The organism is Peteryoungia rhizophila, from assembly GCF_004912145.1.
Lineage (GTDB): Bacteria > Pseudomonadota > Alphaproteobacteria > Rhizobiales > Rhizobiaceae > Allorhizobium > Allorhizobium rhizophilum.
Window position 1 is genome coordinate 49649 of the sequence record NZ_STGT01000004.1, and the last position, 14168, is coordinate 63816.

Sequence of the window (14168 nt, forward strand, 5' to 3'; positions counted from 1 at the left end):
CATGCCGAAGTTTGCCGCCAATCTGTCGATGATGTTCAATGAGGTGCCCTTCCTCGACCGTTTCGCGGCCGCAGCGGACTGCGGCTTCACGGCCGTCGAATATCTCTTCCCCTACGACCATCCGGCCGAGGTCGTCGCAGAAAGGCTGCAAGCGGCCGGCCTTGCCCAGGCGCTCTTCAACATGCCACCCGGCGACTGGGTGGCCGGCGAGCGCGGCATGGCAGCACTTCCGGGACGCGAGGCAGATTTCGCGGCAGCTCTGGACACAGCGATCGCCTATGCAAAGGTGATCGGCACGCCGCTCCTGCACATGATGGCAGGCCTTGCGCAAGCAACGGATCTGCAAGCCAGTGCGACCTATCGCGAGAACCTGAAGCGCGCCGCCGACCGCACCGGCGAGGCCGGCATCGGTCTCGTTATCGAGCCGATCAACGGGCGCGACATGCCGGGCTATTTTCTCAACGACTTCAATCGTGCGGTCGACTTCATCAGCGAAATGGATGCGAGCCATCTGAAGCTGCAGTTCGACGTCTATCACCGGCAAATTCTACATGGCGACGTGATCATGGCGCTCAGGCAGATGGCGCCGCTTATTGGTCATATCCAGATCGCCTCGGTGCCCGAACGCCACGAGCCGCTCACCGGGGAACTCGACGACCGCAAGATCTTCGCCGAGATCGATGCGATCGGCTACGAGGCTTATGTGGGCTGCGAATACCGTCCGGCCGCCGGCACCCGAGAGGGGCTGAGCTGGATGTCCAGAGTTTGATTGCATCAGGGGAGGCTTGGGCTGCATGCGCTACACGGATTGGTTCGAGATTGTTGATCCGGCGTTCAAATCGCTGATCCTGCCGAATGTGCATGTCGACCTTCTCTATACCGGTGGACGCTGGCTTGAAGGGCCGGTCTACGTCCCGGCGGCCCGCCATCTGCTCTTCTCCGACATCCCGAACAACAGGGTAATGCGCTACGACGACGTCACCGGAACCGTTGCGACGTTCGAAGCTCCGTCCAACTTTTCCAATGGCCACACGCTCGACCGTGAAGGACGGGTACTTTCCTGCGAGCATCTGACACGCAGCGTCACCCGCCGCGAGCACGATGGCAGCCTGACGGTTCTTGCCGATCGTTTCGAAGGAAATCGGCTGAACTCACCCAATGACGTGATTGCAGACAGCCAGGGCAATATCTGGTTCACCGACCCCACCTATGGTATCTCCACCCCTTACGAGGGATCACTTGCAGATAGCGAAGTGGGAAGCCGCAATGTCTACCGGCTCACTCGCGACGGACGGCTGGATGCCGTCATCAAGGATCTGCAGCAGCCGAACGGGCTTGTCCTGTCGCATGACGAACGGACCTTGTTCGTTGTCGACAGCGGCGTGCAGCCGGCTTACCTGATGGCCTATGCTTTAGATGCAAATGGCGTTCTTCAGGCGGGACGGCTCTTCAGCGAATGCAGCGATGGAATGTATGATGGTCTTCGCGTGGATATAGCTGGACACATCTGGACGAGTGCTGGCGATGGCGTGCATTGCCTCGATCACAATGGCCGGCTGATCGGCAAGATACTGATCCCGGAAACCGTCAGCAATGTCTGCTTTGGCGGACCGGAGAAGAACCGTCTTTTCATCACGGCTACGCGTAACCTATATGCGGTCTACCTAAATGTTACAGGCTGCTGAGCCTCGGGGGACCGCATCGGCGGTTGAGACAGGAAATGTGGAAACAGTTTCCGCTCTTCCTTCCTTTGAGGGCGATCAGGCAAAGACTAGTGACGATCAAACGGCAAATAAATCTCGAAACGAGCGCCCGTCTTCGAAGCCACACAACGGGCTCTCCCTCCATGCGCTTGCGCAACATCGGCAGCCCAGATGGCATAGTCACCTACGAAGGGGTACCACCATCGGCGGGGTGCCGGGGACGGCGGCCCCTATCTATCTGAACTTCATGGACGTGGTCGGTTCGACGACGGGCGCTCTACTGTCAACGGGCAACCTGAAAGACGAGATCAATGGCGTGACTGTCACCTGCATGGATGTCGCCATGCCCATCGTCATTGCGCGCGCTGATGCCTTCGGACTTTCCGGTTACGAGACCGTGGATGAATTGGACGCCAACAGTGCGTTTTATCAGCCGCTGGAACCGATCCGGCGAAAAGCTGGGTACTGATGGCATGGGTGACGTCTCAAGTTCAGTCGTTCCGAAGTTCGCGTTGCTATCGTCCCCGCGAGACGGCGGAACGATTACCGCGCGTTACTTCATGCCACTGAACTGCCATCCCACCATGGCAGTCACGGGTGCGCAGTGCCTTGCGTCCTGCGTTCTCACGCCTCGCACAGTGGCTGAAGGACTTGGCACGCTTCCAGACGGCATTCCTGCATTGGTAAAAATCGAACATCCGAGCGGTGTCATCGACGTCACAGTCGATTACGAAGCTCGCCCACAAGGCTTTGTTCTGAAGTCTGCAGGTATCCTGAGAACTGCAAGGCTGCTGGCAAGAGGCGAAGTGCTTGTTCCGATTTAAAATCAATAGTCTTAAGGGTGCAAGGGGCGACCACGAACGGTAAAGCCATTGCTATGCCTGCGTCCGGCTTCGATTGCACGCACAGCACATCGTGACGTTAGCGCTGGTTCAACGTTCGAACCGCTCCAGCATCTTCTTCAGTTGCGCGTTTTGAAGGCGAAGCTTTCTCACAAGCTGGCCTCTGAGGGCCCTGATTTCATCATCCAGGCTGGTCTCGTCATCGGACGCTGCAACAACAGGCGGGGCCTTTGACGCGGCAACGACCGGCTCGACAGTCCTGCTGCGCCGCTTGCGCTTGGCCGGCGCTGCTTTGGAAGCTCCATATGCCGGGATAACCACGGTAGCCGGAAATTCCGTGGGGGAGACATCATCGACCTTGGAGCCATCCGTCTCAACCGTGTCTTGATGATCATCTACAGCTTGTCCCGGCGCGCCATGTGGAGCGGCAATGCCATCGGCTGGATCGAGCGGTCGAGAGCTTTTGGCTCCCGGCGGATCGACAGGATCCAGGCTCCCTCCACCGAGCAGCTTGGCCGAACTCGCGATCCCAGGCTCGTCCGGGTTCACATCCTCGACTTGTTCATCTCCCGGCCCCTTCTGCCGCCGCGGCGACACAAGTCTCGAAAGGAATTTCCATGGAGATGCCATTCAATCGGCCTCGCTTTTCATTCCGGATGCAGGATTAGAGCTGAGAAGCGGCCGGCGACCGGCGACCGGCCATCACCAGAATGCTCGTCTCTAAAGCATCAAAATGGGCCGAACGAATGGCCACCAGCCTTTTGTCAAGCGAGGTTCAGCTTCTTGCGCAGATCAGCATTTTCCGTACGAAGCTTTTCGGCCAGGAGCTTGCGCAGCCGTTGGTTTTCTTCTTCCAACTGCAGAAGATCCGCCATCTCGTCAATCGCTGTAGACGCGGCAGGTGCCGCCTGCACCACCTTGGGAGCCGGCTTAACACGTGGCGCCCTGGCAGTGGTCGCATTGGCCGTCGATTTCGGCTTGCGTCCCCGTTTCTGCTTTTCTGGAGTTCCGGTTGCCTTGTCAGAGACTGCTTCGACAGCCGCTGCATCAGGAGCTGTTTTTTTGGCGCGAGGTTTGCGCTGCTTCTTTTCGGCGATCGGCGTTTCAACAACGGCAGCCGTATCTGGATTGGTCATCGTGTTGTTCTCGTCGGCCATGTCTGTCTCCTGTTTCACTATCTCAGTACTGTGCTGGCTGATCGGCGGTGTCAACATGGCCTTCGCCGTCTCATCTGCCAAGAGTGATCTACCATCGATGGATTTGCCATGCTGCTCATGCGGCGCTAATGGCGTTGCTTCTTCCTCGACAGCACGGGCAACGGATTTGAGATCAACATTTCCCCAGATCGAGTTGGAATTGGCATTTGATCTTCGCCGACCGGATTTGTATTCCACGGCAAAACTGCGTTGGACTTTTTTCAAGCTTGGGGCCTTGCATGTTGAAGGAAATTGTTGGGCGGCAGCTCAGCGTTGCCACCAGCCCAGAAATAGCGATTGCTGATCTCTCAGTCCAGCTTAATCACATTTCGACATGAGGGAGCCCCCCCGGCAGCAAGGCTCGGGCCCCGAAGATCCGTCAACGCTACCCACCCGGCCGCCAGCGTAGTACAGTTTGGTCAGACGAAATGTCCGCAAATAAGAGCAATCACCGTCGACGTTTCGAAGAAACCTTCCCATCTTAAAGGCGGATTTTGGCAAAGACGTATAGTGCCTCCCCAAGGCGGATCTCTGTCCTGCGGTCGGTGTTTCGACGAGGGTCCAGCACTCTACATGAGCTTGCTCAGGACGAGAGCAAGCTGCTCTTGCGAATATGGCTTTCCCAGTCGCGCAACATCAATTTCCGTTCCAGGCGGTAAATCTGCATAGCCCGAGGCCATGACAATTGGCATTGTTGGAAAGCGAGCTCTGACCGCTTTAACCAATTCGCCACCTGTCATACCGGGCATCGAGTAATCGGTAATCATGAGATCGAAAGCCTCACCACCGTCTAGCAGGGTCAGTGCTTCCTTACCGGAATAGACTTCCATGACCTCGTGGCCGAGGTCGGTAAGCATGTCAGCTGAACTCATTGCGATCAGCGCATCGTCGTCGACAAGAAGGATTCGCCTGGGTGCACTCGTGGTAGTGGTCTCGGCGGCAGCGGCTTGTTCAGGCTGAGGCACGTCAGTTGCCGAGACGGGAATCCAAAGCTGTGCCGTTGTTCCTTTCCCCGGTGCGCTGGCAAGCTTCAACTCACCTTCCAGCTGCAAGGCCAGGCCATGCACCATGGAAAGCCCGAGCCCTGTGCCCTTGCCGAGCTCCTTGGTGGAAAAGAAGGGCTCGATTGCCTTCTGCAAAGTCTCTGCATCCATGCCCACACCCTGGTCGATGACCGACAGGACGACATAGTGTCCGCAGGCAAGTCCGCCGGTCGACGAGGGCTGCTCGGCCTCGTGAAGATCGACGCGGATCGCACCGCCGTTTTGCATGGCGTCGCGCGCATTGACGACCAGATTGAGCAAGGCGAGCTCGATCTGGTTTGCATCGGCCAAAACAGGCGGCAGATGTCCGGGTATCTGCACATCAATGACGATAGCCGAGCCAACTGATTGCTGTAGGAGCCCTTGCATGTCTGCAACCAAGGTACCGAGATTGACCGGTCCCACCTGGAGGTCCTGGCGCCTTGCGAATGCCAGCAGTCGCTGGGTGAGCGAGGCGCCTCTTTGTGCCCCTTGATAGGCGCCGTCAATCAGGCGTGCCGCTCTCGCATCGCCCTGAACATGCTTGCGCAGAAGTTCAAGGTTACCCAGTACCGCCATCAGGAGATTGTTGAAGTCGTGCGCGACACCGCCTGTCAGTTGCCCGATCATCTCCATTTTCTGAGCCTGGCGAAGCTGTTCTTCCGCGCGCTCGCGCTGGCTGACCTCGGCGAGCATCTGCTGATGCGTTTCTTCCAGCTCTCGCGTACGCTCCACCACGCGTTCTTCCAGCATGACATGGAGATGGCGCTGCTGCGCTTCCGCCTGCATGCGGTCGGTGATATCGGCAGAGACCCCCACAAGCTTGACCGGACGCCCGTCCCGGTCCCGGTCGAGCTGTGCACGGGTCTCGACGGCACGTATCGATCCATCGGACCGTACGATGCGATAGGTGATGGCATATTCGGACCCGGTCTCAATGCTGTGGCCGACGGCTGCCTGCATGGCTTCGAGATCCTCAGAGTGGACCATGTGAAGCAGATCCTCGTAGGTGAAGTTATCCGTCGCCGCCCGGCCGAAGATCTCGCGGCAGGTCTGTGAGGTGGTTAGCATATTGTCGGCGAGGTTGAACTCCCAGGCTCCAAGCCGGCCAGCCTCGAGCGCGACCTGGAGCCGTCGCTGTCCTTCTCTGACCTCTTCGATACGGTTGCGCGCCTCATATTGCCGACGGCGCCCGCGCATGGACGACCTGGCAACACTGACGAAGGTCGTCGCATGGAAAGGCCGCTCGATGAAACTGACATTGCCCAAGAGCTCGGAAAGTCGGCCGGCAGCGGGATTGCGCTCGGGGCCGCCGCCCCTAGCGGTCAAGATGATGAAAGGAAGATCCGACCAGCTGGGCTGTGCCTTGATCCATTCGGACAAGAGGCGCAAATCCGCGGATCTCAGCGTCTCCTCGGTCATGAGCGCAAAGGCCACGTCCTCGCCGAGGCCTGATATCAGGTCGTCGAGCCGGGGGACGATTCTTGCTTCCACCCCGGCTTCTTGGAGCATCGCAAGGATTATCTGGCCGTCGCGGCCCAGCGGAGCATGGACCAGGGCATATACATCGGCGTCAGGAATTGGACCTCTCCTCTTCAAGCAGATCCAATTGCGGCTGCCCCTTGCCTATCAAGAGGGGAACGCCCTGCAAGATCCCCTGAAACCCGGTCAAAGGCTCGCCAAGCGTCAGGCCCTCATTGCGGATCCTGTATTCGCGAATGGTATCCTCGTGCCGGCCAGTGCGTTTCTTGATGACCGAGATTGCCCGGCGGACGCGCCCTTGAGCTTCAAAATAGCGGAGCAGAATGACGGTGTCGGCGAGGTAGGTGACATCCACAGGGGATCTCATGTCGCCGACCAGGCCGTGTTGCGCCACGGTAATGAAAGTATTGGCGCCTTGCCTGTTCAGATATTGCAGGAGCTCATGCATGTGCAGGATCAGCGCATTTTCTCCCGGCATGGCCGCCTGATACCCGTTGATGCTGTCAATGACGACTGTCTTGGCGTCGAACCCCGCAACCCGGTCTCTCACGCGCTGGGCAAATTCGCCTGGTGAGAGTTCGGCTGCATCGAGCTGCTCGATATGGATGAGGCCATCATCCTGCATGGCTTCGAGGTCGATTCCCATTTCCCTTGTTCGGGAAAACAGCAAGCCCAACTCCTCATCGAAGATGAAAATGGCCGCCCGCTCCCCGCGCTTGACGGCGGCCTCAACGAACTGAAGCGCGAACAGACTTTTTCCCGTTCCAGCAGGTCCAATGAGGAGCGTGCTGGAGCCACGTTGAATTCCACCTCCAAGCAGATCATCGAACTCGGCTATGCCGGTGGCGAGCACACTTCGTTCAAAGCCCGAACGGTGCTCGATCGCGCGCAATCGCGGGAAGACCGCGACGCCACCGGTCTTGATGACAAAATCATGATAGCCCCCGCGAAAAGCCTGGCCTCTGTATTTGAGGACCCTGAGCCTGCGCCGTTCAGAGCCGTAATCTGGCGCCAGCTGTTCCAGATGGACAACACCATGCACGACGCTGTGGACAGTTTTGTCACTGGCATCGGATGTCATATCGTCCAAAAGCAGCACAGTGGCGTCCGAACGCGCAAAAAAATGCTTCAATGCCAGTATCTGCCGCCGATATCGAAGCGACCCCTGAGCGAGCAGTCTGATTTCGGACAGACTGTCGATCACCACGCGGTGAGGCATCAGCCGCTCGAATTCCTCGAAAATAAGTTTCGTTGTTTCTCCAAGCTCCAGGTCGGAGGAGTAAAGCAAGCTCTGCTGCTGTTCGGCATCGAGCAGGCTTTCCGGCGGAACGAGTTCGAAGATCTTGACCTCGTCCCCGATTTCCATCCCGTGCGAGAGAGCACTGTCGCGCAGCTCCTTTTCGGTTTCGGAAAGGGTAATGTAGAGACAGCGCTCGCCCGCGTTTTGCCCTTCGAGCAGAAAATGCAATGCGATCGTGGTTTTGCCTGAACCGGGGGCCCCCTCGAGCAAGAAGACGTGGCGACGCGTCAGCCCCCCGGAGAGAATGTCGTCGAGCCCCTCGACCCCGGTTCTTGCTTTCCCCGTTACAGTCTCTGGCCCCGTCATAGTCTCTGGCATAGGTCCTCCGGCTTGCTCCATCATGCTGAGCACAAATCGATATTTGGCTTAATCGAAGACGCCGAAAGCCAGCCAGTTGTTCCATTCGACCGACATCCCGGGTGCAACAAAACCATCAATCAACGGCACCCGTAGGCAAACGAACAGGGTGCAACTTCCAAAGAACGTGGCAGAATGTTCAACGTCGTTATGCGTCATCATCTGGGGCGGCAGTTCTCCTTTACGCTGCATGGCGCAACCAACCGGATGGCACGCCGTCACAAACCATTCCTTGGACCCTCAGGGGCGACGTTTCCGTTATGCTAGTCTATATGGCCGAACCCCGCGCGAAGCGCAGGCTGCCCAGGTCGCTCCTGGCCGCCGAGGGCCTCTTCCTTCTGCGCATCGCCGGGGATCGACGAAGACGGAGAATGGAGTCCTTTTCTCGACGACTTGGAGAACGTCTTTGAGCGGCTCGTGGTGGCGGCTTTTGCCGGTTGATCTGCAGCCGAGCGGCGGCCCAGGACGTGGAGGCCTATCGCTGCACCGTAAGCGTTTCGGAAGCTCTTCCCGGTTCACGCCGCACCGCATCTTCTTGAAGCAGGACGTGACGAATTTCCCCGAGAATTTCCGTTCGGCGAACTGCCTTGTCTGCAAGGCAGCGAACGATCTCTTCCATTGTCGCGCCAGAAGGAACGTGGCACGACGTCTCGTTTTCGGCGATATCGCGAAGAATGTTCACGAGCACAAGGTTCTTCTCGTGCATCTGGATCACCATTTCTTTCACTTTCAAGCGCTGAGTCATGACCGTCATTCCTGCTAAAAACTGACTTCGGGTTAGTAACCGCTCAGAGGCGGAATGGTCCCCAACAACAGTTCAAATTCGTGATTTCGGTCAGCTACGCGCAAGCCTCGAAGCTGGCAGCTCTGTCCAAATGCGATCGACTTCAGGCGCACCCGACTGTCTGGCTATCGGGCGGGCTTCATCTCTTCGGCCGCCCATGGGCAAGCGATCGCCGCAACTGGCGGAACCTTGATGGGCTGAGGACCGAGCTTCAATACCCCCTAAATGGGCGTTTGTTGAGTTCCTCCGGCTCAAGCGGACTGATGTCGCATGTGATTGATGATCGATGAAAAGTCTTCGCCGCCATGACCGAGTTGGTCGAAGAGCTCGTAAAGCTGCGTCGCATGCGCGCCAAGGGCCGTCGTCGCCCCCGTTGACTTCGCAGCTTCCTGCGATAACCGCATGTCTTTCAGCATCAGGGCTGCGGCGAAACCCGGCTTGTAATCCCGGTTTGCGGGCGATGTCGGTACCGGTCCGGGAACCGGGCAGTTTGTACTGATTGCCCAGCACTGGCCCGAGGACGTCGATGCCACGTCAAACAGCGCCTGATGCGAGAGCCCGAGCTTCTCACCGAGCACGAAGGCCTCACAGACCCCGGCCATGGTGATCCCAAGGATCATGTTGTTGCAGATCTTGGCAGCTTGACCGGCACCAGCCGAACCGCAATGGACAACCCGACGCCCCATGGATTCCAGCACCGCTCGGCCACGGGTCAAAGCGTCCTCCTCTCCCCCGACCATGAAGGTCAAGGTGCCAGCACTCGCCCCCGCAGTGCCACCAGACACTGGCGCATCGAGCGACAGGCAGCTGGCTCTGTTCGCAAGCGCATGGCAATTTCGGGCGCTGTCGACATCAATCGTCGAACAGTCGATCATCAGTGTCCCCTTATCCACGTTCTTGATGATGTCGCTCCAGACCGACAGGACATGATGGCCGGCAGGCAACATGGTGATCACGATCGAGGCGCCGGTCAGAGTTTGTGCCGCGGAGTCACATAGGGTGATGCCGCTCGCAGTCGCTGCATCCCTCGCAGGCTCTGCCAGATCAAAACCCCGCACCGGGTATCCCGCCTTGACGAGATTGGCAGCCATCGGCCCACCCATATTGCCAAGACCAATGAAGGCTATCGTCTCAACCATATCGTTCATCCTTTCACTCAGATCGGCCGCTGACCGGGAGGTTTGCCCTGCCGGTCACGCTCCTTGCAGGTTTCGCGCGATCACCATGCGCTGCACGTCGCTGGTGCCCTCGTAGATCTGGCAGATACGGGCATCCCGGTAGATCCGCTCAACCGGATAATCCCGCATATAGCCATAGCCACCATGGATCTGGATCGCATCCGAGCATACGCGCTCAACCATTTCGGAAGCGAAGAGCTTGGCCATCGAGGCTTGTGAAATGCAGGGAATGCCCGCCTCGCGCAGCGAAGCTGCATGCCAGACGAGCTGTCGCGCGGCCTCGATTTGTGTCGCCATATCGGCCAGGCGAAATGCGACAGCCTGATGCTCGGCAATTGCTTTGCCGAAAGCCTTTCGCTCGCCGGCATAATCGCGCGCCGCCTCGAAGGCCGCCTGTGCCATGCCGACCGACTGTGCCGCAATCCCGATGCGTCCACCTTCCAGATTGGAAAGCGCGATACGGTAACCTTCCCCTTCCTCGCCGAGTCTGTTCTCAAGAGGAATTTTCATCCCGTTGAAGGCAATCTGGCAGGTGTCCGATGCATTGAGGCCAAGCTTCTCCTCGACGCGCACCACCTCGTAGCCCGGTGTGTCTGTCGGCACGATAAAGGCCGTGATGCCGTTCTTGCCCGCGTTCGGATCGGTGACGGCAAAGACAATGATGACATGGCCGTTCTTGCCCGAAGTGATGAACTGCTTGGTACCGTCGATGATGTAGTGATCGCCGTCGCGTCGGGCGCGGGTTTTCAGGTTCGAGGCATCTGATCCGGCCTGCGGCTCCGTCAGCGCAAAACCGCCGATCCACTCGCCTGAGGCCAGTTGCGGCAGGAAGCGTTGTCGCTGTTCTTCCGTCCCAAATTTCAGGATCGGCACGCAGCCCACCGAGCTGTGCACGCTCATGATCGTTGAGCAGGCGCCATCACCTGCGGCTATTTCCTCGACTGCAATCGCATAGGCGAGCACACCGGTGTCCGATCCGCCATAGGTCTCTGGAACCAGCATGCCAAGCAGCCCAAGCTCACCCATTTCCGTGAGTTCCTCGCGAGGAAAGCGGTGTTGGCGGTCGCGTTCGGCAGCGCCCGGGGCAAGCCGCTCACGGGCAAAGCTGTGCGCCATGTCAAGAATTTGCTGTTGGAGCTCCGAAGGGATCATGGGTTTTCCTCTGATCAGGACCGTTCAATGGCGATGGCTGTCGCCTCGCCGCCACCGATGCACAGTGCAGCCATGCCGCGTTTCAGATCGTATCGTTCAAGAGCCGCAATCAGCGTCACCAGGATCCGTGCACCGGATGCTCCGATCGGATGGCCGAGCGCGCATGCGCCACCATGAACATTGACCTTGTCATGCGGCAGATCGAGATCACGCATCGCGGCCATGGCGACGACGGCAAAGGCTTCGTTGATCTCGAACAGGTCGATCTCTGAAAGTGGCAGCCCGATGCGATCGGAGAGCTTCTGCATGGCACCGATCGGCGCTGTCGCGAAGAGGCTGGGCGCCTGCGAATGGGTGGCGTGCCCGAGGATGGTGGCAAGAGGAGCAAGTCCGCGCCGCGCCGCTTGCGAGCGGCGCATCAGGACGAGTGCTGCGGCACCATCGGAGATCGAGCTGGAATTGGCAGCTGTCACAGTACCGCCGTCGCGGAAGGCGGGTTTCAGGGTCGGGATCTTCTCCGGCTTTGCCTTGCCCGGCTGCTCATCGCGGCTGACCACCTGCTCCACCTTGCCGGCTTTGACGACAACCGGAACGACTTCGCGATCGAAGCTGCCATCGGCAATTGCCCGTGTCGCCCGCGTCAGGGAGGCGACGGCGTATTCGTCCTGTGCTTCACGGGTAAACTGATAGGCTTCAGCGCAATCTTCCGCAAAACTGCCCATCAGCCGGCCCTTGTCATAGGCATCCTCAAGGCCGTCGAGAAACATGTGATCGAGCACACGCCCGTGTCCGAGCCGATAACCGGCCCGGGCGCGGTCGAGCAGATAGGGCGCATTGGTCATGCTCTCCATGCCGCCGGCTACCGCAATTGATGCACTGCCGGCAGCAATAAGGTCATGGGCGAGCATGGCGGCCTTCAAGCCGGAACCGCACATCTTGTTGATGGTTGTCGCGCCCGCCGAGAGGGGCAGTCCCGCTCCGATTGCGGCCTGCCGTGCAGGCGCCTGGCCCTGGCCCGCCGGCAGGACACATCCAAAGAGGATCTCTTCGACGGCCTCGGATGGAAGCCCGCTGCGATCGATTGCGGCACGAATGGAAGCAGCACCGAGCTCGGCTGCAGCCATGTCTTTCAGTTCGCCCTGGAACCCGCCGATCGGGGTTCGGGCGGCACCGACGATGACGATTCGATCCTGTACTCCCATCTTTCCTCCTTCGGCAGCGATCAGCGCGCGCCCATGCGGATGGCTCCGTCGAGGCGGATGACCTCCCCGTTGAGCATCGTGTTTTCAATGATGTGTCGGACAAGGGCTGCGAACTCGGCTGGCCTGCCGAGGCGGGGCGGAAACGGCACGCTGGACGCCAGACCTTCGCGCACCTGCTCCGGCATCCCGGCCATCATCGGTGTCTCGAACACACCCGGAGCAATCGCCATGACGCGAATGCCAGAGCGTGCGAGTTCGCGGGCAATCGGCAGTGTCATGGCGGCAATCCCGCCTTTCGAAGCCGCATAGGCGGCCTGCCCGACCTGGCCGTCAAAGGCGGCGACGGATGCGGTGTTGACGATGACGCCGCGTTCTCCTTCGCCATCGGGTTCGTTCAGCTGCATGGCGCCAGCCGCGAGGCGGACCATGTTGAAGGTTCCGACGAGATTGATCGCGATTGTCCGCTCGAAGCTCTCCAGCCTGTGCGGCCCATCGCGTCCAAGGACCTTCTCCGCCGGGGCGACGCCTGCGCAATTGATCAGGCCGTGGAGACCGCCGAAGGCTGTCATTGCTGCATCGATGGCGATGGCGCCATCCTGCGCACGCGTGACATCCGTTTCAACGAACCGCACGTTTTCGCCGAATTCCAGCGCAATCGACTGGCCTCGATCGCGATCCAGATCGGCAATGACGGCATGACCGCCGGCCTCGGTGATCATGCGCACTGTCGCCGCCCCAAGACCGGAGCAGCCGCCAGTAACGATGAAACAAGCATCTTCAATGCGCATCGGACCCTCCTCCCCTTCAGTCGCCGTCTGAAGCTGCCGATGAAGCCAAGTCTATCGCGTTTCAGAGTTGCAACCGATGACGAAATCGATCCATTCTTCAGGCCACTTTTGCCACTATGACGTTCGAGTGGAGACGAGGATCATGGCCGAAACCGAACGACACATGATATCGACCGGCTTCGTTGAGGAGGCGCTTGATAGTCTCCGACGTGCCGGACGCCCCACCGAGCTGCTCTTGTCCCGGCTTGGCCTTCCGCCTGTCGTCGACCAGCCGGTTTCGTCGCAGACTTTCGGTCGTCTATGGCTTGCGATCGCCGAAGAGTTGAACGACGAGTGTTTTGGCCTCGGCGAACGAGCGATGCCACGCGGCAGCTTTACGCTTCTTTGCCATTGCGTACTGCATGCGCCAACGCTGGATCGAGCGCTGCGGCGGGCACTACGCTTTCTCAATGTGGTGCTGGGCGAGCCGACAGGCCGGCTCGTGACACGCGACGGCACGGCCGTGATCGAGCTCTGCGATACCGGGAAACCCCGATCTGCCTTTGCCTATCGCAGCTATTGGATCATCTTGCATGGATTGACCTGCTGGCTGGTGGGACGACGCATCCCGATCCGGCTCGTCGATTTTCGCTGCAGCGAACCGAAGTTGAGCGCCGATCACCGGCTTTTTTTCGGGGCCCCCATCCGCTTCTCGCAACCGGTGAGCCGTCTCGGCTTCGATGCTTCCCTGCTTGCTTTGCCGATAGCGCGCAATGAGCAGGCCTTGCGGCAATTCCTGCGGGGAGCACCGGCCAATATCTTGATCCGCTATCGGTACGACGCGGGCACCGCAGCAGCAGTCCGGCGTCGTCTCAGCCAGACCGGACCGGTCGATTGGGGCAGCTTTGCAGATCTCGCCCGCGACATGCGCATGTCATCTTCGACGCTTCGCCACCGTCTGCACGACGAGGGCCAGAGCTATGCTGGCATCAAGGATGACATTCGCCGTGACCTTGCCCGGGACCTGCTGATCAACACCCCACAAACCGTCAGCGATATTGCTGCCGGTCTCGGCTATTCAGAACCGAGCGCCTTTTATCGCGCCTTCAAGAAATGGATGGGTTTGAGCCCGGAAGCTTTCCGCAAGAGCGCCAGATCTGATCTGAGTGTGTGAGACGGGCCA

Annotated in this window: 13 protein-coding genes and 1 pseudogene; 4 read left to right on the top strand and 10 right to left on the bottom strand. The window is 59.4% G+C overall.

The window, feature by feature from the left end; genetic code table 11:
• The first annotated feature begins 1 nt into the window (after position 1).
• The 3 genes and pseudogenes from otnI (at position 2) to E9677_RS25905 (ending at position 2527) form a co-directional block, all read left to right on the top strand.
• Positions 2–769 carry a 2-oxo-tetronate isomerase gene (otnI, locus tag E9677_RS16240; RefSeq protein ID WP_136559134.1) on the top strand — a complete coding sequence of 256 codons (768 nt, stop codon included), beginning with the start codon at positions 2–4 and terminating at the stop codon, positions 767–769.
• 25 nt (positions 770–794) lie between these two features.
• Entirely contained in the window at positions 795–1685 is an 891-nt protein-coding gene (locus E9677_RS16245) for an SMP-30/gluconolactonase/LRE family protein (protein ID WP_136559135.1), read from the top strand.
• A 265-nt stretch (positions 1686–1950) separates the two neighbouring features.
• A pseudogene (locus E9677_RS25905) lies at positions 1951–2527 on the top strand (PrpF domain-containing protein).
• A gap of 108 nt (positions 2528–2635) precedes the next feature.
• Here the strand turns inward: E9677_RS25905 and E9677_RS16255 are convergent.
• From E9677_RS16255 to E9677_RS16300, 10 genes are all read right to left on the bottom strand, one after another.
• Positions 2636–3175: a hypothetical protein gene (locus E9677_RS16255; protein ID WP_136559136.1), complete on the bottom strand. Its 540-nt coding sequence runs from the start codon at positions 3173–3175 to the stop codon at positions 2636–2638.
• 134 nt (positions 3176–3309) lie between these two features.
• On the bottom strand, positions 3310–3966 hold the full coding sequence (locus E9677_RS16260) for a transcriptional regulator (RefSeq protein WP_136559137.1): 657 nt from the start codon (positions 3964–3966) through the stop codon (positions 3310–3312).
• Between the two features lie 344 nt (positions 3967–4310).
• Entirely contained in the window at positions 4311–6185 is a 1875-nt protein-coding gene (locus tag E9677_RS16265; RefSeq protein WP_235883032.1) for a hybrid sensor histidine kinase/response regulator, read from the bottom strand.
• A 151-nt stretch (positions 6186–6336) separates the two neighbouring features.
• Positions 6337–7884: an ATPase domain-containing protein gene (locus E9677_RS16270; protein WP_408014748.1), complete on the bottom strand. Its 1548-nt coding sequence runs from the start codon at positions 7882–7884 to the stop codon at positions 6337–6339.
• Positions 7885–7911: 27 nt separating this feature from the next.
• Entirely contained in the window at positions 7912–8094 is a 183-nt protein-coding gene (locus E9677_RS25220) for a hypothetical protein (RefSeq protein WP_168801238.1), read from the bottom strand.
• Positions 8095–8377: 283 nt separating this feature from the next.
• A complete protein-coding gene (locus E9677_RS16280; RefSeq protein WP_136559139.1) occupies positions 8378–8647 on the bottom strand; it encodes a hypothetical protein in 270 nt (89 codons plus the stop codon).
• 290 nt (positions 8648–8937) lie between these two features.
• A complete protein-coding gene (gene mmsB / locus E9677_RS16285) occupies positions 8938–9825 on the bottom strand; it encodes a 3-hydroxyisobutyrate dehydrogenase (RefSeq protein WP_136559140.1) in 888 nt (295 codons plus the stop codon).
• 54 nt (positions 9826–9879) lie between these two features.
• Positions 9880–11016, bottom strand: coding sequence for an acyl-CoA dehydrogenase family protein (locus tag E9677_RS16290; protein WP_136559141.1), 1137 nt, complete (start codon positions 11014–11016; stop codon positions 9880–9882).
• A 14-nt stretch (positions 11017–11030) separates the two neighbouring features.
• Positions 11031–12218, bottom strand: coding sequence for an acetyl-CoA C-acyltransferase (locus E9677_RS16295; RefSeq protein ID WP_136559142.1), 1188 nt, complete (start codon positions 12216–12218; stop codon positions 11031–11033).
• A gap of 20 nt (positions 12219–12238) precedes the next feature.
• Positions 12239–13006: a 3-hydroxyacyl-CoA dehydrogenase gene (locus E9677_RS16300; protein ID WP_136559143.1), complete on the bottom strand. Its 768-nt coding sequence runs from the start codon at positions 13004–13006 to the stop codon at positions 12239–12241.
• Between the two features lie 142 nt (positions 13007–13148).
• Between E9677_RS16300 and E9677_RS16305 the strand changes: the two genes are divergently transcribed.
• On the top strand, positions 13149–14159 hold the full coding sequence (locus tag E9677_RS16305; RefSeq protein ID WP_408014735.1) for an AraC family transcriptional regulator: 1011 nt from the start codon (positions 13149–13151) through the stop codon (positions 14157–14159).
• The last annotated feature ends 9 nt before the right edge of the window (positions 14160–14168 follow it).